Raw genomic sequence first — 25,347 nt, forward strand, 5'->3', positions numbered from 1 at the left:
ACTTGGAATCAAGAAGCTGTTAGAAAGACTGCCCGGGCTTGCCTGAACGCGAAGAGGCATACAGGGCGTCGTCAGCGAACAGGGTTCCTCGCGCCAGAGTCTGCACGGTTACAACTTTTCAAGTTTAAAAATCAACTCGGGGGTTACAGTGGATAGTATCGAAATGTACGTCAATGTCATCAACGGTTGGGTCTGGGGTCCGCCGATGATTATCTTGATCATCGGGACCGGACTCTACCTGTCGATCGGACTTCGCGGGATCTCTATTGTTCGGATTGGGTACGCCTTCCGCATGATGTGGCAGGGCCGCAGAAACCAGGGGGAAGGCGATATCACCCCATTCAATGCGCTGATGACTTCTCTGGCTGCAACCATTGGGACCGGAAACATCGCTGGAGTGGCAACGGCAATCGCGATCGGAGGACCAGGAGCATTATTCTGGATGTGGATCACTGCATTGGTCGGCATGGCCACGAAATACGCCGAAGCACTCTTGGCCATGCGCTATCGTGAAGTAGACGAGCGAGGCGATCATGTCGGTGGGCCTATGTACTACATCAAAAATGGTCTCGGAAAGAACTGGATTTGGCTCGGAACGGCATTTGCGATCTTCGGTGGACTGGCTGGGTTTGGTATCGGGAACACTGTTCAAGCCAATTCCGTGGCCCATGCACTGAACAGTGAATTTGGGATTCCTGAACTGACGACCGGTCTTGTGATTGCGGCGCTAGTCGGTCTGGTCTTAATCGGTGGGATTCGATGGATCGCTGAGGTCGCTGGAAAACTAGTCCCGTTCATGGCTATTGCCTATGTTTTCGGTGGTCTCGTTGTGATCGCGCTCAATATCACTGAAGTACCAGCTGCCTTGTCACTGATCGTCACTGAGGCGTTTACGCCAACTGCAGGGGTTGGTGGATTTGCTGGCGCATCAATCATGCTGGCCATTCAGATGGGGGTTGCCCGGGGGATCTTCTCTAACGAGGCGGGTCTCGGTAGCGCACCCATTGCTCATGCCGCCGCATCGAGCAACAGTCCCGTAGAGCAGGGCACTGTGGCGATGCTGGGAACGTTCATCGATACCATTATCGTCTGCACGATCACAGGTCTGGTCATTGTCATGTCCGGTGCTTGGTCGTCGGGTGAGACTGGCGCCGGATTGTCGGCATTAGCCTTCAGTTCAGAATTACCAGGTTTTGGCGGATATGTGGTGTCCTTAGGCCTTGCGTTGTTCGCATTTACGACGATTCTCGGTTGGGCTGTGTATGGAGAGCGCTGCGTTGAGTACCTATTCGGAGTTCACTCGATCATTCCGTTTCGGTTCTTGTGGGTTCTTGTCGTTCCAATCGGTGCCATCGTTGAACTGGATTTCATCTGGCTCGTGGCGGATACCCTGAACGCACTCATGGCGATTCCCAATCTCGTCGCCTTGTTGTTGCTGAGCCCAGTGGTGTTTAAGCTCAGCCGTGAGCATTTTGATGCAGACCGTGCTTTTACACAGAATCGCTAGCAACTCCAAACATGGTTCGCAATTCAGCATCACGGTGAGCTGCGAACCGTTCGCTTCTGGTGTACAGGAATCGGGTATCACCACTTCCTTGGTTTGAAAGAATTGGATCCACTCAGATCAGCTGTGGCAAAACACTCGACTCCCTTGGTGTCCGACTGTATGGGAACTGCAAAGGCGCAATGCAGAACGCAACCAGGCTCGTGCAGTTGGAACCGAATGTCGTGAGCTCTAAGCAAGAATCCAGTTCTAAAATCTTGACTCTGTTCAATATTTCTTGTCGGCAACCAGGGGGACAGTTGGCACTCGAGGACTTCATCATGCTAAACTTTTCTGTAGGGACAGATTAACGGGGAAACAGGATGTGCGCCCACCGCAAGTCTAACGACCCAGATCGCTCATGCTCGTATTGGCGAAACGTTCAGGAGAACTGATGAACACAGAGTTTCCCTTGGTGTATCTGGTACGACATGGCGAAACGGAATGGAGCCGAGCTGGACAACATACCGGGCTGACGGATATTCCATTAACAGCGCAGGGAGAGCGTGAGGCCGAGTCGCTTGCTGCCCGGCTGCAGCACATCAAATTTTCCACGGTTCTGGTGAGTCCTCTCATCCGAGCACGGCGAACCTGTGAACTAGCCGGCTTCGAGGCGGTGGCTCAGGTCGACCCTGATCTGGTCGAGTGGGATTACGGGGATTATGAAGGACTGACAACAAGAGAAATTCGTGTCAATCATCCAGACTGGCGCATCTTTTATGACGGTTGTCCAGGAGGTGAAACACTCGACCAGATCGGGTTGCGAGCAGATCGGGTCATTGCTAAGGTCAAAGCAGCGGACGGTCATGTACTCTTGTTTTCCAGTGGTCACTTTTTGCGCGTATTCGCGGCCCGCTGGCTAGACTTAAAACCTGATGCTGGCAGGTTTTTCATGCTCGGAACCACAGGGCTCAGCGCTTTAGGCTACGAGCACGACCGTACCGAACCAGTGATTCGGTTTTGGGACAAGGCTGATCATGTCGCTGAACAGCCATCGAGAGCAAGATGATGTGACCGCAATGGTTCACTATTTATAACATCAAGGGAGGACCAATGAACTCGACACAGCAACTGCACGACGCCGGTCAGAGCCTATGGCTCGATAACATCACTCGCGATCTGCTGAAGCAGGGAACGCTCCAACAATACATCGATACCCTGTCGATCAGCGGACTCACCTCCAATCCAACCATCTTCGACCAAGCGATCAAACGCAGTGACGCCTATGATGATGCCATTCGTCAGCGTCAAGTAACGGGGCTTTCCGATGAGGAGGTTTTCTTCGAGATCGCTTTAGAAGACATCACACAGGCCGCCGATCTCTTTCTTCCGATTCATGTGCGCACGTGTGGAGTGGATGGTTGGGTCTCACTGGAGGTTTCGCCAACACTGGCACACGACACCGCGACCACCCTGACGGTCGCCCGTGACCTTCATCATCGTGCCGACCGGCGGAATCTCTTGATTAAGATTCCGGGGACGCCGGAGGGATTGCCTGCGATTGAAGAGGCGATCTATGCCGGGATTCCGGTGAATGTGACCCTACTGTTTTCACGCGAGCAATACCTCGCGGCAGCAGAGGCCTATCTTCGCGGGATCGAGCGGCGGATTGCCGACGGTCTCTGCCCAGAGGTGGGTTCGGTGGCATCACTCTTTATCAGTCGATGGGATGTTGCCGTAGCCCATCAGGTTCCAAACAACCTTGCGAACACACTCGGTCTCGCCATTGGCCGGCGCACCGAACAAGCCTATCGTGATCTGCTTGCGTCACCCCGTTGGCAATGTGCCTTCAATGCTGGGGCACGACCACAGAGACTGCTGTTTGCGAGCACCGGGACCAAGGATCCCAATGCGTCAGATGTACTGTACGTTGAAGGGCTGGCTGCGCCCCTGACGGTGAACACCATGCCCGAGGCGACACTCAAAGCCTTTGCGGACCATGGCTCGCTACGTGCTGGTCAGGAAGCCGTGCCGCACGATCATGAAACGATACTGGCAGAGTTTGCAGCAGCTGGAGTCGACATCGACTCCTTAGCGCAACGACTCCAGGATGAGGGCGCGGCCTCATTCGTCACGTCCTGGAATGAGTTGATGGCCGTCATCGCCGCGAAGAGAAACCAGATGACGTCAGACTGAGCGAGCTGGAAGGCAGCCCTTGAGGATCGCGAAGATGATGCGGAGGCGTCGGAATTGAACATTCTAGCGATCGACGTGGGTGGGACCCATGTCAAGATCCTCGCAAGTGAGCAGAGTGAGCACCGAGAGTTCGAGTCTGGTCCGGCCTTGACCGCGACCATGATGGTCGAGAAGGTGAGGGCGCTGGCGCAGGATTGGACTTATGAGCGGGTGACGATTGGATACCCAGGCCCGGTGTTACACAACCGCCCAGTAGCGGAACCCCATAACCTATCTTCGGGTTGGGTCGCCTTCAATTATGAAGACGCTTTTGCCAAACCGGTGAAGATCATGAACGATGCGGCCATGCAGGCCCTCGGGAGCTACCAGGGAGGGAAGATGCTGTTTCTCGGATTCGGCACCGGACTCGGATCCACAATGATCGTTGAAGGGTATCTCGAGCCGATGGAGCTCGGTCATCTTCCTTACCGAAAAGGGACTTACGAGGATTATGTCGGTCTGCGTGGCCTCAAGGCACATGGTAAGAAAAAGTGGCGCGTCTACGTGGCGGATGTGGTCGCACGGTTAGTGGCCGCGCTCGAACCTGACGACGTGGTGCTTGGTGGTGGTAATGCAAAACGTTTGACAGAACTGCCTACCGGATGTCGGTTGGGGGACAATGCGAACGCGTTTGTCGGCGGGTTCCGGGTCTGGAGGTCAAACGATCGACCTCATGGCAGTGAATGTCTCGATACCTCATAGAACCGTTTGTAGCCGAAAGACCTCAAACCCCATGACCCGTGAGGAGGTAAAGACATGAACACCAACCAACCATCACTCCGAGAGTGTCCCGCGTGGGCCGCGTTACAAGATCATCGGGAGGCGATCGCACCGCTGACGCTGCGCCACCTGTTCGCCGATGATCCTGAGAGAGGGGAGCGTCTCTCACTCGATGCTGTGGGCCTCTATCTCAATTACGCTAAAAACCGGATCACGGACGAGACCGTCAGGCTATTGGTACAGCTTGCTGAAACCTCAGGATTGCGTGAACGCATTGATGCGATGTTTCGTGGTGAGCGTATCAATGTCTCGGAAAACCGATCGGTGCTGCACATTGCACTGCGCGCGCCACGTGGTACGTCAATCCTCGTTGATGGCGTCAATGTCGTCGATGACGTGCACGCCGTCCTGGATCGCATGGCGGCGTTTGCTGAGCACGTGCGTGATGGGACATGGAAAGGTCATACCGGTCAGCGGATCCTGAACGTGGTGAACATCGGCATCGGCGGCTCCGATCTCGGTCCCGTGATGGCCTATGAAGCACTGCGCTTTTACAGTGACCGTTCCATGACCTTCCGGTTTGTATCGAATATCGACGGCACGGATTTTGTCGAGGCGACCCGTGATCTCAATCCAGCCGAAACCCTCTTCGTGGTCGCCTCAAAGACGTTTACAACGTTAGAGACCATGACCAACGCCCATGCGGCACGCGACTGGCTGTTACAGGGCTTAGGCGGGGATCAGGCTGCGGTTGCGCGGCATTTTGTTGCGGTCTCGACCAATGCGGAGGCGGTGTCACAGTTCGGGATCGACACGACCAACATGTATGGCTTTTGGGACTGGGTCGGTGGACGATACTCGATGGACTCCGCCATCGGGCTCTCGACCATGCTGGCGATCGGTCCGGAAAATTTTCGTGCCATGCTCGACGGCTTCCATGCGATGGATGAGCATTTCCGAACGGCGCCATTTACTCAGAACATGCCAGTCCTGATGGGTCTGCTCGCGGTCTGGTATAACAACTTCTTTGGTGCTCAGACCATCGCGGTGTTGCCCTATGAGCAATACCTAAAGCGATTCCCGGCCTATCTTCAGCAACTCACCATGGAGAGTAATGGTAAACATGTGACGCTGAAGGGGGCGCCGGTCGGAGTGGATACAGGACCGGTCTATTGGGGAGAGCCGGGAACGAACGGTCAACATTCCTTCTACCAACTCATTCACCAAGGCACCAGACTCATCCCGTGCGATTTCATTGCATTTGGTCAGCCGCTCAATCCCCTCGGCCATCATCACGACATGTTGCTGGCTAATGTCTTTGCTCAGGGTGAAGCCTTGGCGTTCGGGAAAACCCCTGAAGAGGTCGCCGCCGAGGGATCGCCAGACTGGCTGGTGCCGCACCGAACATTCGAGGGCAACCGCCCATCCAATACCCTCTTGCTGGAACGGCTGACACCGGCAGCCCTGGGTAAGTTGGTCGCGCTCTACGAACACAGTGTTTTTACGCAAGGGGCCATCTGGGACATCGACTCCTTCGACCAATGGGGAGTGGAACTGGGCAAGGTGCTGGCGAAACGCATCCTCCCGGAGTTAGGGCACAGCGAGCCAGAACTGAGCCATGATCGTTCCACCAACGCCTTGATCCAACGCTATCGACAGTTGCGAGGCCCACAATGAGTGCCCTAAGCGTCAGAGAGCAGCAACACCGAAAGATTGCAACCCAGTGCGGCTTCATCGCTGCGTTGGATCAGAGCGGTGGCAGCACCCCCACCGCATTGCGATCCTATGGAATCAAAGACGAGGCTTGGTCTACCGAGGAGGAGATGTTCAACCTGGTGCATCAGATGCGCACCCGCATCGTGACGAGCCCCAGTTTTAGTGGCGACCGGGTCTTTGGTGCCATCCTGTTCGAGGGCACCATGGATCGAGAGATCAACGATCTGCCTGCAGCGGACTATCTCTGGGGACAGAAGCGAGTGGTGCCGTTTCTGAAAGTTGACCAGGGACTTGCCGAAGAAGCGGACGGCGTTCGCTTGATGAAGCCGATGCCTGGGCTGGAGCGACTTCTCAAGAAGGCCAATCAGAAGGGCATCTATGGGACCAAGATGCGTTCGGTGATCAACCAGGCTGATCCCGCCGGGATTACGGCGATCGTCAGTCAGCAGTTCGTATTGGCGAGCCAGATTCTTGAAGCGGACTTGATGCCGATCGTCGAGCCTGAAGTCGATATCCACTGCCCGGATAAGGCTGTGGCCGAAACGCTGCTTCGAGAGAACCTACTCAGCGCGCTCGAAGGGTTACCGAGCACCCAGCAGGTGATCTTCAAACTGACACTGCCTGAGCAGGAAAACCTCTACGCGGATTTGGTTGCGCATCCACGGGTTCTGAAGGTGGTCGCCTTGTCTGGAGGCTATTCTCGCGCGGAAGGTGATCGGCGTTTGCGCCTAAATCAAGGCGTCGTGGCGAGCTTCTCACGCGCCTTGATCGAGGGTCTTTCAGCTCAACAAACCGATGCGGAGTTCGACAGCATCCTAGATGCTTCGATTCAGGCCATCTTTGAGGCGTCCATGACCTCATAGCGCTTGGGTCCGGTGGGAATGACAAGACCGCTAGAGCGAAGGAACCCGTGGCTGCCATTCATGGGTCTTAGTGACGGCTTTTTGGATTCGCACTGACGATGTCCGTACGTTCAGGTGGCTAGGTCGGTGACCCGACGAAGCCGTGCTATCAATGCTCAACACAGGGGTAAAACAATGCAGCTTGGAATGATCGGTCTCGGGCGAATGGGAGCCAATATGGTGCGTCGGCTCATTGCTGGAGGGCACGACTGTGTGGTGTTCGACCGCTCTGTGGATGCGGTGAATCAGTTGGTGTCCGAGCGGGCAACGGGAGCGACTTCACTCGAGGATCTGGTCCAGAAACTGGAACAACCACGGGCCGTGTGGCTCATGGTTCCGGCAGCGGTGGTGGATGAGACGATTGATGCGCTGCTGCCGCACCTTGAATCGGACGACATTTTGATCGACGGCGGAAATTCCTATTATGTGGACGACATCCGCCGTGCCAAAGCGCTGTCGGAGCGGAAGATTCACTATGTCGATGTGGGCACGAGTGGCGGCGTCTGGGGCCTCGATCGCGGCTATTGCATGATGATTGGGGGGGAGGATGCCGTAGTGAAGCACCTCGACCCGATTTTTGCCCGGCTTGCCCCGGGTATCGGCACCATCGACCGCACACCGCATCGTGATCCGAGCAAAGGCACCGCCGAGCAGGGGTATCTGCACTGTGGTCCGAACGGTGCGGGACATTTCGTCAAGATGGTCCACAACGGGATCGAGTACGGGATCATGGCCGCGTATGCCGAGGGACTCAACGTGCTCGCCGCCGCGAATGTTGGGAAACAGACGCACGAGATCGATGCCGAGACGACACCACTGCGTGATCCCGAGCATTACCAATATGATCTTGACCTCGCCGATATCGCTGAGGTGTGGCGCCGCGGCAGCGTCATTGCGTCCTGGTTGTTGGACCTGACCGCCGGAGCACTCAGCGCGGACCCTACACTCAGTAAATTTGAGGGGCGGGTCTCCGACTCTGGCGAAGGGCGCTGGACGATCAAGGCAGGCATTGATGAAGGAGTCCCGACACCGGTTCTCTCCGCAGCACTCTTTGAGCGTTTTAGCTCACGGGGCAATGCTGAATTACAAAACAAGCTGCTGTCGGCCATGCGCTACCAGTTTGGCGGCCACGAGGAGAAGCCATCAACATGAGCCTGAGTCCGCTGCAATCTGATGCATTGGTCTTCTTCGGCGCGACAGGCGATCTCGCCTATAAGAAGATTTTTCCGGCGCTGCAGTCCATGGTGAAGCGTGGTGTTTTGAATGTACCTGTGATCGGTGTGGCAAAAGCCGGATGGGGTCTGGAGCAGCTCAAGGAGCGAGCGCGGTCTAGTATTGAGGAGCATGGTGGCGGCACTGATCCGCAGGCCTTCCCCAAGCTGATGGACCTCCTCGGGTACGTGGATGGGGATTACGCGGACACCGCGACCTTTCAAGCGTTACGCCAAGCGCTCGGTGTTGCACAGCGTCCCGCGCACTACCTAGCAATTCCTCCAGTGTTGTTCGGCTCCGTTGTGGAGCAATTGGCCAAAACCGGCTGTACGGAATCGGGCACGCGGGTGGTGGTCGAAAAACCATTTGGCAATGATCTGGATTCAGCTCGAGCACTCAATGGCGTCCTCTTAGCCAGTTTTGATGAATCGCACATTTTTCGCATCGATCATTATCTCGGAAAGCGCCCTGTTCACAACATGGTGTTTTTCCGGTTCACGAATCCGTTGCTGGAGACCCTGTGGAGTCGTGAGCACGTGAAAAGTGTTCAGATCACCATGGCGGAAGATTTTGGCGTCCAGGGACGTGGCGCCTTCTATGATCAGACCGGAACCATCCGCGACGTGGTCCAAAATCATTTGTTCCAAGTGCTTGCGAATATAGCTATGGAGCCACCCGCTCGCACGGATAGCGAGTCGATGCGTGATGAAAAGGTCAAGGTGCTAAAGGCGATCACACCCCTTGCAGCAGCGGATGTTGTGCGAGGACAGTTTCGAGGTTACCAAGATGAGCCCGGAGTTGCGCCCGGTTCCACGACCGAAACCTATGTCGCGCTGCAGCTCGGTATCGACAACTGGCGCTGGGAGGGTGTGCCCTTCTTCATCCGTGCCGGTAAGTCGCTTCCCGTGACCTGCACCGAAGTCGTTGTCCATTTAAAGCGAGCGCCACGGGTTTTCCCGGATTGCCAGCCCCACCGTAACTACTTCCGTTTCCGGATTTCTCCGGCCAACGAATTGGCAGTTGGAGTCACGGTCATGGACGCTGAGGAGAAGGGGCTGGGACAAGCCACGGAACTGATGGTGAGCCACCACCCAGAGGCGAATGAAATGGAGGCCTATGAGCGTGTGCTGACCGATGCGATAACAGGTGATCGAACCCTGTTCGCACGAGAGGACTATGTGGAAGAAGCCTGGCGCATCGTCGATCCCGTGCTCAAGGCCGGAACGCCGGTACACCAGTATGAGCCTGGCTCTTGGGGACCCGCAGAGGCTGAACGGATCACGCCTCCGGAAGGCTGGGTTAACCCAAACATGACCACGTAGGCGCGACGTGCTCGATTCTGATACCGGTCCACCGCTACGACATGCCTGACCCTGACTCAGGATGGTTTGGATGACCTCTGCGTAGCGTCTCTAGCCATGGTCTTCGGCACTTGGGCGAGAGTTAAAACCTTTGAGATTTCAAGGGATTTTCACTCGGGCTCCGGTTCAATTTTTGTCCAATATGGGACATTGACACTCGACTCCGTCTTTTTGATCATTTTGGACTTTAACACCGAGCGACTCGTCAGTTCCTCGCCCAAACGATTCAAAATCGGATTTGCGCCATGTCAGATCGAGACAACACCCCACAGATGAGGCCCGTCCCAATCGGCATCGCCGCCAGCGGGGTGCGCCATGAAACCGACTCGATGGGCGGAATCGACGTGCCCGCGGATCGTTACTGGGGCGCACAGACCCAGCGGTCGCTAATCCATTTCTCGATCGGCGAGGATCGGATGCCCAAGCCGGTCTATCACGCCTATGGCTATGTGAAGAAGGCGGCGGCGCAAGTGAATGCGTCGGCGGGCCGGCTGCCGGAGTGGAAGCGCGAGGCCATCGTCGCCGCCGCCGACGAGGTCATCGGCGGCGATCTGGACGATCACTTCCCGCTCTATGTCTGGCAGACCGGATCGGGCACGCAGTCGAACATGAACGTCAACGAGGTGATCTCGAACCGGGCGATCCAGTTGCTGGGCGGCGAGCTGGGCAGCAAGACGCCCGTGCACCCCAATGACGACGTCAACATGGGCCAGTCGTCCAACGACACCTTCCCCACCGCCATGCATATCGCCGCGGTGCTGGAGATGAATCGGGTGCTGATCCCGCGGGTGGCGGCGCTGAAGGACGCGCTGGACGCCAAGGCGCAGTCCTGGATGGATGTGGTCAAGACCGGGCGCACGCATCTGCAGGACGCCACGCCCCTGACCGTTGGTCAGGAGTGGTCGGGATACGTGGTGCAGCTAGAGGATGCCCTGGCGGGGCTGGAGGCCTCGAAGGGGGGGCTCTACCGGCTCGCGGCCGGAGGCACGGCGGTGGGGACGGGGCTGAACGCACCGAAGGGTTTCAGCGCCGACATCGCGGCCGAGATCGCCCAGCTCACCGGTCTGCCCTTCGTGACCGCCCCCAACAAGTTTGCCGCCCAGGGCTCGCTCGATGCGATCGTGGCCGCCATGGGTGCGGTCCGGCTGCTGGCGGTGGCGCTGATGAAGATCGCCAATGACATGCGCTGGCTGGCCTCGGGGCCGCGCTGCGGGCTGGGCGAGTTGATCCTGCCGGCCAACGAGCCCGGCTCCTCGATCATGCCCGGCAAGGTCAACCCAACCCAATGCGAGGCCATGGTGATGGTCTGCATCCAGGTGATTGCCGAGGACACGGCCGTGGCCATCGCCGGCAGCCAGGGCAATTTCGAGCTCAACGCCATGCGCCCGATCCTCATCAACAACATGCTGCATTCGATGCGCATTCTCGGTGACGCCTGCGAGAAGTTCCGCACCTTCTCGGTCGAGGGCACCGAGCTGAACCGGGCGAAGATCGATGCGATGGTCAGCCAGTCGCTGATGCTGGTCACGGCGCTGTCGCCGGTGATCGGCTATGACAAGGCGTCAAAGATCGCACACATGGCCAACGATGAGGGGACCACCCTGCGCGAGGCCGCGATCAAATCCGGCTTCATCGACGGGGCGAAATTCGACGAGATCGTAAATCCGGACAACATGGTGGGCGCCGGACTGGGCGGCGCCTGAGCGGGCTCGAAGGGGGCCCCGAAAGAAAGCCCGGACGGGCCATAAGAACACCTATCACCTGGCAGGTCGCTTGTGCGGCAATCAGCCTGTGCAGCAGCAAACAGAATGAGGACAGCATGATGTTCAGCAGACTGGCGGAAGTGGTCCAGGATTCCGGTGGGCGTCGGATCCGCACCAAGGCCCGCGGCTATGAGGTTCTTCGTGACCCCGCGCTCAACAAGGGCACGGCCTTCACGGCGGCGGAACGACAGGCGCTGGGCCTGCACGGGCTATTGCCCCCGGTCGTGACGACCGACATGGAGCCGCAGTTGGAGCGCGCGCTGATGGCCTATCGCGCCGAGCCCACGGATCTGGACAAGCACATCTACATGTGGCGGCTGCACGACAACAACGCGACGCTCTTCTACGCGCTGCTGCAGCGGCACATGATCGAGATGCTGCCCGTCGTCTACGACCCCGTGGTGGGCGAGTCAATCGAGAAGTACAGCGAGGTGATGACCCGCCCGCGTGGCGTGTTCCTCAGCATCGACGCCCCTGAAGAGATCGAGGCGCGGCTGGCGGCCTTCGGCGCGGGGCCCGACGACATCGATCTGCTGGTCGCCAGCGATGCCGAGGCGATCCTGGGCATCGGCGACTGGGGCTCGAACGGGATTGACATCTCGATCGGCAAGCTTGCGGTCTACACCGCCGCGGCCGGGGTGGACCCGCATCGGGTGGTCCCAGTCATTCTCGATGTCGGCACGGACAACGAAAAACTGCTGAACGACCCACTTTACGTGGGTTATCGTCACGGCCGCGTCCGCGGCCAGGCCTATGACGATTTCGTCGATGCCTATGTGGCAGCGGCACGGAAGCTCTTTCCGAAGGCCATGCTGCATTGGGAGGATTTCGGCTCGACGAATGCGCGGCGCATCCTGAATCGGCATCGCACCCACCTGCCCACCTTCAACGACGACATGCAGGGCACCGGGGCCATCGTGATGTCGGCGGCCCTGAATGCCGTGGCGCGCGCGGGCACTCCCTGGACGGAGCAGCGCGTGGTGGTGCTGGGCGCGGGCACGGCCGGGGTCGGGATCGCCGATCAGATCCGTGACCAGATGGTGCGCAAGGGCCTGTCGCAGGACGAGGCCACGCGCCGGGTCTGGCTGGTCGATCTGCCGGGCCTGTTGACCGCCGAGATGACCGACGGCCTGCTGGATTTTCAGCGCCCCTATGCACGGCCGATGGACGAGGTCGCAGGCCTGGCCCGCACGCCCTGCGAGGTCTCGGCCAGTGCCGCGGCGCGCTGGCCGGAAATGGCGGCTCTGCGCAGGGCCGAAGCCGCGAAGGGCGGCATCATCGATCTCGCGACGGTGGTGGCGGCGGTGAAGCCGACGATCCTGATCGGCACCTCGACCCAGCCACAGATGTTCACCGAGTCGATCGTGCGCGACATGGCCTCCCATGTCGCGCGGCCGATCATCTTTCCGCTGTCGAACCCCACCGTGCTGCACGAGGCGACGCCCGCGCAGTTGTTGGAATGGACGGACGGAAAGGTCTTGGTCGCCACCGGCGCGCCCTTCGATGACGTGGTTCAGGGCGGCGTGACCTACAAGATCGGGCAGGCCAACAACGCAGCCCTATATCCCGGGCTGGGATTCGGCGTGATCGTCTCGCGGGCCTCGATGGTGAGCGACGAGATGCTGCTCGCGGCGGCCGAGGCAGTGGCCGGTCAGGCCACCGACGTCTCGCCCGGTGCCTCGCTGTTGCCCTCGAACGCCGATCTGCGGGTGACGTCGAGCGTGGTCGCCATCAATGTCGCACGCACAGCCGTCGAGCAGGGGCTCTCGAGCGTCGACATCGACGACATCACCGAAGCGGTGCGAACCGCACAATGGTGGCCGGTTTACTGCCCTGTTGAAGCCATCTGACCCAAAGCAAGGCGTCCGGCACGGAGCCCAAATGCGCAGGCCTTGAAGGCCTGCGCACTCCGCTGCGTCTTACCGCTACGGCGCCATCAACGGCCCCCGCCAGAACCAGGAGACCTCTGCGGTGCGCGTCTCTCTCTTCGTCCCCTGCTATATTGACGTCTTCGAGCCGCGGGTCGGCATCGCCACGCTGGAGTTGCTGCGCCGCTTCGGCATCGACCCCACCTATCCGCTCGACCAGACCTGTTGTGGTCAGCCCATGGTCAACGCCGGCTGCCATGCCGAGGCCGTCGCGACCGAGGCGCATTTTGCCCGCACCTTCGCGGATTGCGACTATATCGTCGTCCCCTCGGGCTCCTGCGTGCATCAGGTGCGCTATCACATGACCTCGGTGGAACAGACCGAGGAGGTCCGCGCGGTTCGCGCGCGCACCTATGAGCTGGTGGAGTTCCTGCACGATATCCTCAAGGTCGAGGCCTTCCCCTGGGCCGAATTCCCCCACAAGGTCAGCTATCACAATAACTGCAACGCCCTGCGGGGCATCGGTCACGGCACGGCTTCCGAGTTACGCGAGGCGCCCTTTTCCAAGCCGCTCGACCTCCTGCGCAAGGTGAAGGGAATCGAGATCGTCGAACAGGCGCGTCCCGACGAGTGCTGCGGCTTCGGCGGCACCTTTTCGGTGTTCGAGCCCGCGGTCTCGGTCAAGATGGGGCATGACAAGGTGCGCGATCATGCGCAGAGCGGGGCCGAGTATGTCGTCTCGGCCGACAGTTCGTGCATGCTGCACCAGAAGGGGTGCGCAACCCGCCTCGGCCTGCCGCTGAAGTTCCGCCACATCGCCGAAGTCCTGAACGGAGCCCGCGCATGAGCCTCTCGCCCGACCAGCCCTCCGGACGTCGTCACGGACTGCACGATCTCCCGCACCCTGATCTGCAGGGCGCGGATGGTCAGAGCGCGCGGCACGAGGATGGCAGCCGGCTCGTCCATGCCGAGGCATCCTCGCGCCCGCTGGGATCCGCTCAGCCGGCCACGCCCGCGGAACCGCAGCCGCGCGGGGCAACCGAACACGGACATCATCCGATCGACCATGACGAGGCGGCGCGCCGATTCATCGCGGCCACCGAGCATGAGAAAATGCATGACGAGCGTCTGTGGGATCTGCGCCAGAAGCGCGACCGGCAGATGCACGCGATCCCCGAGTGGGAGGAACTGCGCGAACTGGCCTCGGCGATCAAGCTGCATGCGCTGGCCAATCTGCCGGAATATCTGGAACAGTTCGAGACCCGGGCGAAGGCCAACGGCATCGAGGTGCACTGGGCCGAGACCGGTGCGCAGCACAACGAGATCGTCCACGGGCTGCTGGCCGATCACGGCGCGAAGAGCCTGATCAAGTCGAAGTCCATGCTGACCGAGGAAACCGGTCTCAGGCACTACCTCCAGGGCAAGGGCATCGAGATCATCGAGACCGACCTGGGCGAGCGCATCCAGCAGTTGGACGACGAAGCCCCCAGCCACATCGTCGTACCCGCCACGCACAAGCTGCGCTCGGACGTGGCCCATCTCTTTGCCGAGAAGCTGGGCACCGATCCCGACAACCGGGACGCGAACTACCTCGCCGAACAACAGCGGCAGAAGACGCGGCCGTTGATCCTGAACGCCGATGCCGGCATGACCGGGGCAAACTTCGCCGTGGCGGAAACCGGCTCCTTCGTCGTTTGTACCAACGAGGGCAATGCCGATCTGTCGGCCAATGTGCCACCGCTGCACATCGCCTCGATCGGGGTCGAGAAGGTCATCCCCCGCATGGCCGATCTGGGGGTCTTCATCCGACTGCTGTCGCGCTCGGCACTCGGCTCGCCGATCACCCAATACACCTCGCATTTCCGCGGGCCGCGTCAAGGCGGGCGGATGCACATCGTGCTGGTCGACAACGGCCGGTCCGCGCGCCTTGGGATGGAGCCGTTCTGGACCAGCCTGAAATGCATCCGCTGCGGCGCCTGCATGAACACTTGCCCGGTCTACAGGCGATCCGGTGGGCTGAGCTACGGGGCCACCTATTCCGGCCCCATCGGCCTGATCCTCAATCCCACCTTCGATCGGCGGAAATACTCGGCGCTGCCCTTCGCCTCCACGCTCAACGGCTCCTGTACGAATGTCTGCCCGGTGAAGATCAACATCCATGAACAAATCTTCGCCTGGCGTAAGGAGTTGGCCGAGGAAGACGAGATGGCTGGCGGAAAACGGGCGATGATGAAGGCGGCCGGGGCGCTCCTGTCGCACCCGGCGATGTATCGTGCCGCGATCCGCACGACCGACAGTGCCCTGCGCGTGCTGCCGCATTTCGTGGCGGGCGAATTCGCCGGGGTCTGGACGAAAGAGGGTCGCGATCTGCCGGATGCCCCGCCCGAAACCTTCCACAGCTGGTATCAGCGGACTCATGGCAGGACGGGGGCGGAATGATGACAGACGCGGCGATGTCGGCGCGAGAGCGCATCCTGGGCGCGTTGCGCAGCAACCGACCCGTGGGCGCGCATCCCCTGCCCGAACTACCACATTTCCCGCTCGACGACGGGGGCGACCGCACCGGCTATTTCCTGGCGGCGCTGAAATCCATGGGCGGGAAGGTCTTCGACGGGCGGCCCGATGAGGTGCTGGGCGCGCGGTTTCCCGATGCAAAGCAGATCGCCTCCACCGTGCCCGAGGTGGCGGGCAATCGCGATCTGACTGCGGTCGCCCATCCGCGCGACCTCGCCGATATCGATGTCGCCGTCACCCGCGCCCGGTTTGCGATTGCCGAGACCGGCACGGTGGCGCTACCCGATGCGGTGCTCGGCGTGAATGCGGTGGCCTATCTGGCACAGCATCTCGTCGTCCTGGTCGACCCCGCCGAGATCCTGCTGACGGTGCAGGACGCCTATCGCCGCCCCGAGATGGCCGCCCACGCCTACCTGGCGTTTCACACCGGCCCCTCGGCCACGGCCGACATCGAAGGTGTGCTGATCCACGGTGCGCAGGGCGTGCGCTCGCTGACAGTCGTTCTGGCAAGTCGATAGGGCGCAGGGAGAAACGCGGGGCCGACCCGCGAGGAGTGGAACCGAGGCGGAGTCCAAACCGGGAACAGGCGTTGAGTCCTCCGTGGATCGGTCGGAAACGGGTGTGGTGGTGGGATGCGTCCGGTCGTCTGGCCTGCGCATCGACAGTGTTTGGAGAGGAGACGCGTTGTGACGACTATCTCAAGGCTGATCGTGGAGACGCTGGCGGCGGCCGGAGTCGAGCGGATCTGGGGGGTGACGGGCGACAGCCTGAACAGTTTCGGCGATGCGCTGCGCCACAACGGAAAGATCGCCTTCATGCATGTCCGGCACGAAGAAGCGGGCGCCTTTGCCGCGGGAGCGGACGCCGCCGTCACCGGGCGGCTCGCGGTCTGTGCCGGCAGTTGCGGGCCGGGCAACCTGCACCTGATCAACGGTCTTTATGACTGCTACCGCAACCGCGTGCCGGTGCTGGCGATTGCCTCGCACATCCCCTCGACCGAGATCGGGCTGGGCTATTTCCAGGAAACCCATCCCACCCAGCTCTTCGCCGAGTGCAGCGAGTTCTGCGAGCTTGTCACCAAGCCCGAACAGATGCCGGGCGTTCTGCACCGCGCGCTGCGGACGGCCATCAGCGGCAACACCGTGTCCGTGGTCGTGTTGCCGGGTGACGTGTCGCTTCTGCCCTTCGGAGGAGCGACCCCGCCGTTCGCGCCGCCGGTCCAGCCGCGGATTGTGCCCGCGCAGGACCAGCTGGACCAGGCCGCCCGTCTCCTCAATGCGTCCGACCGGATCACGATCCTGGCCGGCTCCGGCACGGCCGGGGCGCATGATGCGGTCGTCGCGCTCGCCGATGTGCTCAAGGCGCCCATCGTGCATGCGCTGCGCGGCAAGGAACACATGGAATGGGACAATCCTTTCGATGTCGGCATGACCGGGCTGATCGGGTTCTCCTCGGGCTATCACGCGATCAGGGACTGCGACACGCTGCTGATGCTGGGAACCGATTTCCCCTATCGGCATTTCTACCCCGAGCATGCGCAGGTCATCCAGGTGGACCGGATCGGCGGGCAGCTCGGCAAGCGGATCAGCCTGACGCTGGGCATCCAGGCCGATGTGGCCGAGTTCGCCGACGCCATCCCGCCGCTGCTGCGTTCCGGGCGAGACGCCGCGTTTCTCGAGAAGGCGCGCAAGCACTACACCCATACCCGCCGCGATCTGGATGAGCTGGCCACGGCGCGCAAACCCGGCGAGCCGCTGCACCCGCAGTTCGTCTCGCGCATGGTCGACGCGATCGCCGACGACGATACCATCTTCACCGTCGATGTGGGCACCCCCACGATCTGGGCCGCACGCTATCTGAAGACCAACGGCAAGCGGCGGCTGCTGGGGTCGTTCAACCACGGCTCCATGGCCAATGCCATGCCCCAGGCCCTCGGCGCCCAGGCGGCCTATCCCGGCCGGCAGGTGATTTCCATGTCCGGTGACGGCGGGCTGTCGATGCTGTTCGGTGATCTCATCACGGCGGTGCAGCTGAAACTGCCGATCAAGATCGTGTTGCTGAACAATGGCACGTTGGGTTTCGTGGAGATGGAGCAGAAGGCCGCGGGCTATCTGCCCGAAAATGTCAGCCTCGAGAACCCGGACTTCGCCCGAGTTGCCACGGCCATCGGCCTGATGGGAATCCGGGTCGACAGCTCCGAGGACCTGGAAGGCGCGCTGCGACAGGCCTTCGCCCATGACGGCCCGGCACTGGTGGACGTCGTCTCAAACCGCCAGGAGCTGTCGATGCCGCCCGCGATCGGGATCGAGCAGGCGAAGGGCTTCGCCCTCTACAGCCTCGACGCGATCCTGAACGGCCGGGGCGACGAATTGATTGCACTCAGCCGATCCAACCTCTTCCGCTGAGAGCAAAGATCTTCAGGTTCACGCATGCTCACACTAACGATCCGCGATGTGACGTACCAGCTGCTGCGCGAGTTGGGCCTGACCACGATCTTCGGCAATCCGGGCTCGACCGAGGAAACCTTCCTTAAGGATTTTCCGGCGGACTTCCGCTACGTGCTGACGCTGCATGAAGCCACCGCCGTCGGCGCGGCCGACGGCTATGCGCAGGCCACCCGCCGGCCGGCGATCGTCAACGTACACACTTCAGCAGGACTCGCTAACGCGATGAGCAACATCCTCACCGCTCATCAGAACCGCACGCCACTGATCATCACCGCTGGTAATCAGACGCGCGACATGCTGCTGCTGGAGCCCTGGCTGACGAATGTCGAGCCGTCGATGCTGCCGCGCCCTTGGGTCAAATGGAGTTACGAGCCGGTGCGGGCCACCGATGTTCCGGCCGCGTTGATGCGCGCCTGGGCGATGGCGATGCAGCCCCCGGCCGGTCCGGTGTTTCTGTCGATCCCATTGGACGATTGGGATCAGCCCGCCGTCGGCGTAAACACCTGCGTGCGTTCGGTGGCGACGCGGATCGCGCCGGACCCGGCTCGCATCGGTGAGTTCGCCGAGCGGCTGTCGGCCGCCCGTCATCCAGCGCTGATTTATGGCGCGGCGATCGCGCGCGGCCAGGGCTGGCCCCAGGCGATCGCGCTGGCCGAGGCGCTGCAGGCGCCAGTGTTCGCCGCGCCGGCCTCGGAGCGCCCGCCGTTTCCCGAAACGCATCCGCTGTATGCCGGCGGCTTGCCCTTCGCAATGGGGCCGCTGGCGGAGAAGCTGGCCGGCCACGATGTTGCTATCGTCATCGGCGCGCCGGTGTTCCGCTACTACCCCTATGTCGCCGGCCCCTATCTGCCGGACGGCCTGGCACTGCTGCACATCACCGACGACCCGTCCGAGGCCGGACGCGCACCGGTCGGCGACAGCCTGCTGGGCGATGCGGTGCTGAGCCTCGAGGCGCTGGCCGTGCGGGTGCGGCCGCGTTCGGCGCCGGTACAGCCGGTGACGCGTCCGGCGCACGGGATGGCGCCGCATCCGGCCAGCAGCGACGCCACCGACGACCAGCCGTTGTCGGCGCTGGCCCTGTTCCAGACGCTGCGCGCGGCCGCGCCCGCCGATACGGTGCTGGTCGAGGAGTCGCCCTCGAATCTCGGCGACCTACATACCGCCTGGCCGGTCGAGCAGCCGGATTCGTTCTATACCTTCGCCAGCGGCAGCCTGGGCTGGAACCTGCCCGCCAGCGTGGGCCTGGCGCTGGCCGAGCGCGACAGCGGCCGGCATCGTCCGGTGCTAGCGGTGATCGGCGACGGTTCGTTCCAGTATTCGATCCAGGGCCTGTGGAGCGCGGTGCAGCAGGCGCTGCCGATCCTGTTCGTGGTGCCGCGCAACGGCCAGTACGGAATCCTAAAATCGTTCGCCCAGCTCGAGGACACGCCTGGCGTGCCGGGGCTGGATATCCCCGGCTTAGATGTCGTCGCGCTGGCGCAGGGGTACGGCGCGCACGGTGTGCGCGCGTCGAACCGCGAGGAGATTCAGGCCGCCTGCGCCGAAGCCTGGCGACGGCAGGGACCGACGGTGCTGGAGGTCCCGATTCAGCCTTCGATCCCGCCGCTGATTTGAGCCGAACTTGGATTTTCCATGCACACGGCCATCATCCTTGGCAGTGGCCATAACAGATTGTGGTGACCTATCCGTATCCATTATCTCTACTTGTGGCTGCAGGAGGCTGTGAATACGTGGTTTGAGGAGGGAATCTCCAAGCAATACCTTTCATTTATCACTTGGGTAAAGAGAAAATGCAATAGCCATATGTGAAGTATTGACCTGCAAGACTTAAGCGGCCCACTCAGCGTGACTACGGGGTTGAGCGATACCACCTCAGGTCTGCCGACGATAGCGGATAGGTCAAGGCTGGGCCATTCCTTGGCGCCGCAAACCACTCATGACGATCCATTTTAGCGAGGAAACTTTATGGCAACTCTGACCGTTTGGAAATTTGATTCCGTTACTGGTGCGAATGATGCGTTAGTCAAGCTGCAGAGCCTGCAAAAGCAGCATCTGATTGAGGTCTCCGATGCCGCAATTGTTGAATGGCCGCAAGGCAAGAAAAAGCCCAAGACGAGGCAAGTGATGAACCTGACCGGGGCAGGAGCACTCAACGGCGCCTTCTGGGGCATGCTGTTCGGGTTGCTGTTCTTCGTTCCGTTCTTTGGTTTAGCGGTCGGTGCGGCGATGGGGGCTTTGGCTGGCCATTTCAGCGATTACGGCATCGACGATGATTTCATCAAGTCCGTTCGTGATCAGATCACGGAAGGCACATCGGGCCTGTTTTTGCTCACCGGACAAGTGACCCTGGACAAGGTCGAGGACGAGCTCAAGGGCCACATCGGCACGCTGATCAAATCGAACCTGACCAACGAGCAAGAGGCCAAGTTGCGAGAGGGATTTGGTGAGGATTAGGTGCAGTCCTGCGCATACGGACCTTGGACCGTAGACCGCTCATTTGGAGCTAAAAATGAACAACGCGGAGCACGCTCGACTCGCCGACGAGACCCCGGACCATCCGAGTGACTGGAAGATCATCGGTCCGTACCTCAGCGAACGCGCTTGGGGGACGGTGCGCGAGGACTACAGCGCCGGCGGCAATGCCTGGGCTTATTTTCCCCACGACCAGGCCCGCTCCCGAGCCTATCGCTGGAGTGAGGACGGACTCGCTGGAATCTGTGATCGAGATCAGTACCTGTGCTTCGCGTTGGCCTTCTGGAACCATCAAGACGCGTTTCTCAAGGAGCGATTGTTCGGCTTGAGTGGGCCCGAGGGGAATCATGGTGAGGACGTGAAGGAGTATTGGTGGTACACGGATGGGACCCCGACGGCGTCCTGGCTCGCCTGGCGCTATCATTATCCGCAAGCAGCGTTTCCGTATCAGCGCCTACGGGACGAAGCCGCGTGCCGCGGTCGCCATGATCCCGAGTTTGAGTTGGGTGATACGGGAATCTTCGATGAAGGGCGTTACTGGCAGATCATCGCTGAATACGCAAAAGCAAGCCCGTTCGATCTCTGTGTGCGCATCGAGGTTCACAATGCCGGACCTGATGCGGCTACGCTGGAGGTTCTACCAACGCTCTGGTTCCGCAACCGTTGGTCCTGGGGTGAAAATGAGCAGCGCCCCGTCATCGTCGCCGGACCTGTCGCGGACGCTTCTCTACAGGTGATGGCGGATGACCCACACGGCGGGCGATGGATTCTGACGGCAGGCGCGAGCCCCGATGGCACGCTACCCGAGCCGCTCTTTTGCGAGAACGAAACCAATACCGCTCGACTCTTCGGCAGCACCAATAGTCCGCTCTATCCCAAGGACGGCATCAACGATCATATCGTTGCGGGCGCAGCGACCGTCAACCCGGAGCAACGCGGGAGCAAAATGGCCTTTCGCTACCGGCTGCAGATCGGCGCTGGGGAGTCGGTTGAACTGCGATTACGACTCTCTCGCGACTCAGCAGAAGGGTCTGTCGATCTCGGAACTGGGTTCACGGGCACGATGGCGGCGCGTCGGCGCGAGGCCGATGAATTCTACGAGACACTCAGGCCTGAGGACGCGAGCGCGGAGGAGGCCGCCGTGATGCGCGAGGCCTTCGCAGGGATGGTCTGGAGTCAGCAGTTCTACCACTTCGATGTGGCGCGCTGGCTCGCGGGTGATCCTTCGCAACCGCCGCCGCCGGCGACACGACACAGTGGTCGTAATGCGGGTTGGCAGCACCTCGACGCCCATGATGTCATCGCGATGCCGGACAAATGGGAATACCCCTGGTTTGCGGCCTGGGATTTGGCGTTTCATTGCGTCGTGCTTGCGCATATCGATCCGGCAGCGTCCAAGCACCAATTGTTGCTGCTCGGGCGTGCTTGGTACATGCATCCCAATGGCCAACTCCCAGCCTATGAGTGGGCCTTTGGCGACGTAAACCCCCCAGTTCAGGCCTGGGCGGCGCTGGCGGTGTTTCGCATCGATGGCAGCCAGGATTTCAACTTCCTCGGGCGTATGTTCCACAAGCTTCTGTTGAACTTCACCTGGTGGGTCAATCGCAAGGATGCGAGCGGGGATAACGTGTTCGAGGGTGGATTCCTCGGCCTCGATAACATCGAGCCATTCGACCGCTCCGCGACCTTGTCGGATGGCGCTCTGCTGGAACAATCGGACGGCACGGCCTGGATGGCGAAATATTGCCTTAACATGCTCGAGATGGCACTGCGCCTCGCCAATCACGATGCATCCTATGAGGATATCGCGCTGAAGTTTTTCGAGCATTTCGCGGCGATCGCAGAGGCGATGGGGCGGCTCTGGGATGAGCAGGATGGGTTTTTCTACGACCGCCTCCGTCATCCTGACGGCACGATTAAAACGATCCGCTCACGCTCGATGGTGGGCTTGCTGCCGATCTTTGCAGCAGTCGAACTGCCTGCCGCGCTGTGGCAACGCCTCCCGAATTTTCGCAAGCGCGCACGTTGGTTCATCGATCACCATCCCGAGCTGACCGCTTTTTTGCATTTTTACAAGACCGGTCGCTTTCCCGAAGTCATCTGTTTGGTCGACGAAACGAGACTGCAGCGGGTCCTGGCGCGCATGCTTGACGAGACCGAGTTTCTTTCACCCTATGGGTTGCGCTCACTGTCGCGCTTCCACCATGAACACCCGCTTATCCTACAGATGGATGGGTCGGAGCTCCGCCTCGACTATGAGCCTGGTGAATCCCAAACGACGCTGTTTGGAGGCAATTCCAATTGGCGCGGTCCCATTTGGTTCCCGCTGAATTTTCTTGCGATTGAATCACTGCGACATCTGCATCAAAGCCTCGGGGAACGTTTCCGGGTCGAGCTGCCAACCGGTTCAGGCCGGATGGCCCATCTCGGTGAGGTGGCAGACGAGATCGAACGCCGCCTACTGAGCATTTTTCTACGCGATGCCAATGGCGAGCGACCGGTATTCGGAGCACGGAAACCGTTTCTCGGTGACCCCAACTGGAGTGACCGGATCTTGTTCTACGAATATTTTCATGGCGAAACCGGAGCAGGGCTTGGCGCGTCGCATCAGTGCGGTTGGACGTCATTGATCGCAGCCAATATTGTGGGTCGCAAAGCACGCTCTTGATCCGGGCCCCGAGATCATGGCCAACTGACTGGGGTTGCGGAGATCGACAAGGCCATGGGGACGCCATGCGGGATACAAGCGTCGGATCTTCCCTTGGAAGGTGAGGCTCGATGGGTGCAGAGAGGATGAACACAGAGCGAATCGCGATCATTGGTTCCGGGATGACCGGGCTCGCCTGTGCGCGGAAACTGACTGACGCAGGCTATAAGACGGTCGTCATCGACAAGGGTCGCGGGGTCGGCGGGCGCCTGTCGACGCGGCGGACCCGTGATGGCTGGCAGTTTGATCATGGCGCGCAATACATGACCGCCTCGTCCCCAGTCTTTCAGACCCTGCTGGAACAGGCTATGAGCGATGGGGCTGCCGCCGAATGGGCAGACGGGGGAGATCGGCAGCATATCGTTGGCGTTCCGGGTATGTCGGGGCTGGCGTCCTATCTGAGCCGTGGGATCGAGATTCGCCAAGGAGTCGAAGTCGCCGCGCTGCAGGCCACGGCGCGGGGTTGGGCTTTGAGTCTACCTGAGGGTGCAACGCTGTTCGATCGTGTCGTGGTCACGGTGCCTGCGCCTCAGCTCTCGGGCTTGCTCGGCCCTACTCACCCGATCACTCAAGCGGTCGCTGAGGTGCGGCTCGTCCCTTGTCTGACTCTCATGGCCGTCTTGGCTCCCGACTTCAAATCGCCCTTCATCAGCGAAGTGGATTCAGAGGCCCCGTTAGCCTGGATCGCGCATGACAGCAGCAAACCAGGGCGAGCGGAACTCAACTGCTGGGTTGCACAGGCAAGTGCGTCTTGGAGCGCCGCGCATCTGGAGTGCGACCCGGATGCCATTGTCGCGCGCATGCTGCCCCTGCTGTGCGCGCGTCTTAGCACAGGAATGGATGCTGTCCGCCATGCCGCCGCGCATCGCTGGCGTTACGCGCGAGTCACCGTGCCGCTCGGGCGCCCCTTCGTGCGCGACCCTTCCGGAACGCTTTACGCCGGCGGCGATTGGTGTCTTGGAGCCCGGGTCGAGGCCGCCTGGACTAGCGGAGAGGCCATCGCACGTTCGATCATCGAGGGCTGAATTCCGTAGACTGAGTTGGTCCTTTCTCTGCCAACATTCCATGTCGGACAGTTTGACCGCGGCGTGGCCCGTACACGATAAAGCGCAGAAGGGATCCGAACCTGTCTTGCACCAGCGGATTGGATGCACTGAAATCAAAGTTGGACGCCCAACTGACGGGGATCCCGGTGGGGATGTCAGCGACGGTGGTGGGGATGCCTGGATGATCGGTCCGGTTTCAGACCAGGGTCACCCGGTCCCCGACTTGGATCAAACCGCCCTCACGAACACGCAGGCAGTGTCCGCCATGACGGCCTAATGCCTTGGCCATGCCCGAACCAGAGACCCGATCCAGATACCCGCAGGGCGGCCGTAACCGATGCCAAGCCAATAGCGCCTCGCCAATGCGCAATTGTCGATGTCGCAGCTCGACGCCGACCAGTCCGGAGATCACCAGGTTTCGCCGATGCTGACCTGCACCGAGCGGCAGACCATGCTGACGTTCGATAGCTTGTAGGTTCTCCGCTAGGATCAGGGTGACCTGACACCCGTCGGTGAGTCGCCAGAAGCCACGGCCCAGAGCATATCGATCATCGGCCAACCCCTGATCGACGAGTGCCTGGGTGCATTCAAGTGAGTGCATTGGTGCGCCTGCTGCCGTCGCGACGAAGATCCCGGTGAGTCGGCCTGTCCGTTCCGGATCACGCTCGTGGCGCAGACGCGCGCTGAACTGCCGCCATCTGTTTCTCAACAAATTGAACATCAATAGTGTTTTGTTCGCGACCATGGGGAACATTTTCTCGTCGACGAGGTTGCCAGTCGCAGACTGGATGCCAGGCGAAGCAATGTTGGGGCAGGCAGGCTAGCAATGCGAGCGTCGGCCTTGTCGCTTCGCTAAAGCACCCTCCGGTGCGTGTGTCGGTTCCTGGCGTGTGCCAGGCGC

19 protein-coding genes are annotated in these 25,347 nt (G+C 60.7%); 18 read left to right on the top strand and 1 reads right to left on the bottom strand.

Features of this window, described 5'->3' with window-relative positions:
- The first annotated feature begins 163 nt into the window (after positions 1-163).
- The 18 genes from CKO25_RS17540 to CKO25_RS17625 all read left to right on the top strand — a co-directional run bounded on the left by CKO25_RS17540 (position 164) and on the right by CKO25_RS17625 (position 24,425).
- Complete coding sequence (locus CKO25_RS17540; RefSeq protein WP_242467705.1) at positions 164-1,507, top strand: alanine/glycine:cation symporter family protein; 1,344 nt, start codon at positions 164-166, stop codon at positions 1,505-1,507.
- A 430-nt stretch (positions 1,508-1,937) separates the two neighbouring features.
- The gene (locus CKO25_RS17545; protein WP_200389251.1) at positions 1,938-2,552 is read left to right on the top strand and encodes a histidine phosphatase family protein; all 615 of its coding nucleotides are present in this window, start codon (positions 1,938-1,940) and stop codon (positions 2,550-2,552) included.
- Between the two features lie 44 nt (positions 2,553-2,596).
- The gene (gene tal, locus CKO25_RS17550; protein WP_200389252.1) at positions 2,597-3,679 is read left to right on the top strand and encodes a transaldolase; all 1,083 of its coding nucleotides are present in this window, start codon (positions 2,597-2,599) and stop codon (positions 3,677-3,679) included.
- Positions 3,680-3,733: 54 nt separating this feature from the next.
- On the top strand, positions 3,734-4,420 hold the full coding sequence (locus tag CKO25_RS17555; protein WP_200389253.1) for an ROK family protein: 687 nt from the start codon (positions 3,734-3,736) through the stop codon (positions 4,418-4,420).
- A gap of 54 nt (positions 4,421-4,474) precedes the next feature.
- Positions 4,475-6,115, top strand: a complete 1,641-nt coding sequence (pgi, locus tag CKO25_RS17560) for a glucose-6-phosphate isomerase (RefSeq protein ID WP_200389254.1) — start codon at positions 4,475-4,477, stop codon at positions 6,113-6,115.
- Positions 6,112-7,017: a fructose bisphosphate aldolase gene (locus CKO25_RS17565; RefSeq protein WP_200389255.1), complete on the top strand. Its 906-nt coding sequence runs from the start codon at positions 6,112-6,114 to the stop codon at positions 7,015-7,017. The genes pgi and CKO25_RS17565 overlap by 4 nt, the downstream gene beginning before the upstream one ends.
- A gap of 186 nt (positions 7,018-7,203) precedes the next feature.
- Complete coding sequence (gene gnd / locus CKO25_RS17570) at positions 7,204-8,208, top strand: phosphogluconate dehydrogenase (NAD(+)-dependent, decarboxylating) (protein ID WP_338115168.1); 1,005 nt, start codon at positions 7,204-7,206, stop codon at positions 8,206-8,208.
- On the top strand, positions 8,205-9,590 hold the full coding sequence (zwf, locus tag CKO25_RS17575) for a glucose-6-phosphate dehydrogenase (RefSeq protein ID WP_200389257.1): 1,386 nt from the start codon (positions 8,205-8,207) through the stop codon (positions 9,588-9,590). The genes gnd and zwf overlap by 4 nt, the downstream gene beginning before the upstream one ends.
- Positions 9,591-9,874: 284 nt before the next feature.
- Complete coding sequence (fumC, locus tag CKO25_RS17580) at positions 9,875-11,332, top strand: class II fumarate hydratase (RefSeq protein ID WP_242467706.1); 1,458 nt, start codon at positions 9,875-9,877, stop codon at positions 11,330-11,332.
- A 116-nt stretch (positions 11,333-11,448) separates the two neighbouring features.
- On the top strand, positions 11,449-13,242 hold the full coding sequence (locus tag CKO25_RS17585; RefSeq protein WP_242467707.1) for an NAD-dependent malic enzyme: 1,794 nt from the start codon (positions 11,449-11,451) through the stop codon (positions 13,240-13,242).
- Positions 13,243-13,363: 121 nt separating this feature from the next.
- Positions 13,364-14,107, top strand: a complete 744-nt coding sequence (locus CKO25_RS17590) for a heterodisulfide reductase-related iron-sulfur binding cluster (RefSeq protein WP_200389258.1) — start codon at positions 13,364-13,366, stop codon at positions 14,105-14,107.
- The gene (locus CKO25_RS17595; RefSeq protein ID WP_200389259.1) at positions 14,104-15,699 is read left to right on the top strand and encodes a lactate utilization protein B; all 1,596 of its coding nucleotides are present in this window, start codon (positions 14,104-14,106) and stop codon (positions 15,697-15,699) included. Before CKO25_RS17590 ends, CKO25_RS17595 begins: the two co-directional genes overlap by 4 nt.
- The gene (locus CKO25_RS17600; protein WP_200389260.1) at positions 15,696-16,292 is read left to right on the top strand and encodes a LutC/YkgG family protein; all 597 of its coding nucleotides are present in this window, start codon (positions 15,696-15,698) and stop codon (positions 16,290-16,292) included. Before CKO25_RS17595 ends, CKO25_RS17600 begins: the two co-directional genes overlap by 4 nt.
- A gap of 168 nt (positions 16,293-16,460) precedes the next feature.
- Positions 16,461-18,179 carry a ubiquinone-dependent pyruvate dehydrogenase gene (gene poxB / locus CKO25_RS17605; RefSeq protein ID WP_338115165.1) on the top strand — a complete coding sequence of 573 codons (1,719 nt, stop codon included), beginning with the start codon at positions 16,461-16,463 and terminating at the stop codon, positions 18,177-18,179.
- 24 nt (positions 18,180-18,203) lie between these two features.
- Positions 18,204-19,835 carry a benzoylformate decarboxylase gene (gene mdlC / locus CKO25_RS17610; protein WP_200389262.1) on the top strand — a complete coding sequence of 544 codons (1,632 nt, stop codon included), beginning with the start codon at positions 18,204-18,206 and terminating at the stop codon, positions 19,833-19,835.
- Positions 19,836-20,186: 351 nt separating this feature from the next.
- On the top strand, positions 20,187-20,675 hold the full coding sequence (locus CKO25_RS17615; RefSeq protein WP_200389263.1) for a DUF1269 domain-containing protein: 489 nt from the start codon (positions 20,187-20,189) through the stop codon (positions 20,673-20,675).
- A gap of 55 nt (positions 20,676-20,730) precedes the next feature.
- Positions 20,731-23,361 carry an MGH1-like glycoside hydrolase domain-containing protein gene (locus CKO25_RS17620; protein WP_200389264.1) on the top strand — a complete coding sequence of 877 codons (2,631 nt, stop codon included), beginning with the start codon at positions 20,731-20,733 and terminating at the stop codon, positions 23,359-23,361.
- Between the two features lie 125 nt (positions 23,362-23,486).
- A complete protein-coding gene (locus CKO25_RS17625) occupies positions 23,487-24,425 on the top strand; it encodes an NAD(P)/FAD-dependent oxidoreductase (RefSeq protein ID WP_200389265.1) in 939 nt (312 codons plus the stop codon).
- 217 nt (positions 24,426-24,642) lie between these two features.
- Here CKO25_RS17625 and CKO25_RS17630 read toward each other — a convergent pair whose 3' ends face one another.
- Entirely contained in the window at positions 24,643-25,158 is a 516-nt protein-coding gene (locus CKO25_RS17630; protein ID WP_338115166.1) for an MOSC domain-containing protein, read from the bottom strand.
- Between the last annotated feature and the right edge of the window lie 189 nt (positions 25,159-25,347).

The organism is Thiocapsa imhoffii, from assembly GCF_016583985.1.
Classification (GTDB): domain Bacteria; phylum Pseudomonadota; class Gammaproteobacteria; order Chromatiales; family Chromatiaceae; genus Thiocapsa; species Thiocapsa imhoffii.

Excerpts from the sequence above, each read along its gene's own strand:
- CKO25_RS17540 (WP_242467705.1), top strand. The coding sequence starts at position 164 with ATGTACGTCAATGTCATCAACGGTTGGGTCTGGGGTCCGCCGATGATT.
- CKO25_RS17545 (WP_200389251.1), top strand. The coding sequence starts at position 1,938 with ATGAACACAGAGTTTCCCTTGGTGTATCTGGTACGACATGGCGAAACG.
- tal (WP_200389252.1), top strand. The coding sequence starts at position 2,597 with ATGAACTCGACACAGCAACTGCACGACGCCGGTCAGAGCCTATGGCTC.
- pgi (WP_200389254.1), top strand. The coding sequence starts at position 4,475 with ATGAACACCAACCAACCATCACTCCGAGAGTGTCCCGCGTGGGCCGCG.
- CKO25_RS17565 (WP_200389255.1), top strand. The coding sequence starts at position 6,112 with ATGAGTGCCCTAAGCGTCAGAGAGCAGCAACACCGAAAGATTGCAACC.
- gnd (WP_338115168.1), top strand. The coding sequence starts at position 7,204 with ATGATCGGTCTCGGGCGAATGGGAGCCAATATGGTGCGTCGGCTCATT.
- zwf (WP_200389257.1), top strand. The coding sequence starts at position 8,205 with ATGAGCCTGAGTCCGCTGCAATCTGATGCATTGGTCTTCTTCGGCGCG.
- fumC (WP_242467706.1), top strand. The coding sequence starts at position 9,875 with ATGTCAGATCGAGACAACACCCCACAGATGAGGCCCGTCCCAATCGGC.
- CKO25_RS17585 (WP_242467707.1), top strand. The coding sequence starts at position 11,449 with ATGATGTTCAGCAGACTGGCGGAAGTGGTCCAGGATTCCGGTGGGCGT.
- CKO25_RS17595 (WP_200389259.1), top strand. The coding sequence starts at position 14,104 with ATGAGCCTCTCGCCCGACCAGCCCTCCGGACGTCGTCACGGACTGCAC.
- CKO25_RS17600 (WP_200389260.1), top strand. The coding sequence starts at position 15,696 with ATGATGACAGACGCGGCGATGTCGGCGCGAGAGCGCATCCTGGGCGCG.
- mdlC (WP_200389262.1), top strand. The coding sequence starts at position 18,204 with ATGCTCACACTAACGATCCGCGATGTGACGTACCAGCTGCTGCGCGAG.
- CKO25_RS17615 (WP_200389263.1), top strand. The coding sequence starts at position 20,187 with ATGGCAACTCTGACCGTTTGGAAATTTGATTCCGTTACTGGTGCGAAT.
- CKO25_RS17620 (WP_200389264.1), top strand. The coding sequence starts at position 20,731 with ATGAACAACGCGGAGCACGCTCGACTCGCCGACGAGACCCCGGACCAT.
- CKO25_RS17625 (WP_200389265.1), top strand. The coding sequence starts at position 23,487 with ATGAACACAGAGCGAATCGCGATCATTGGTTCCGGGATGACCGGGCTC.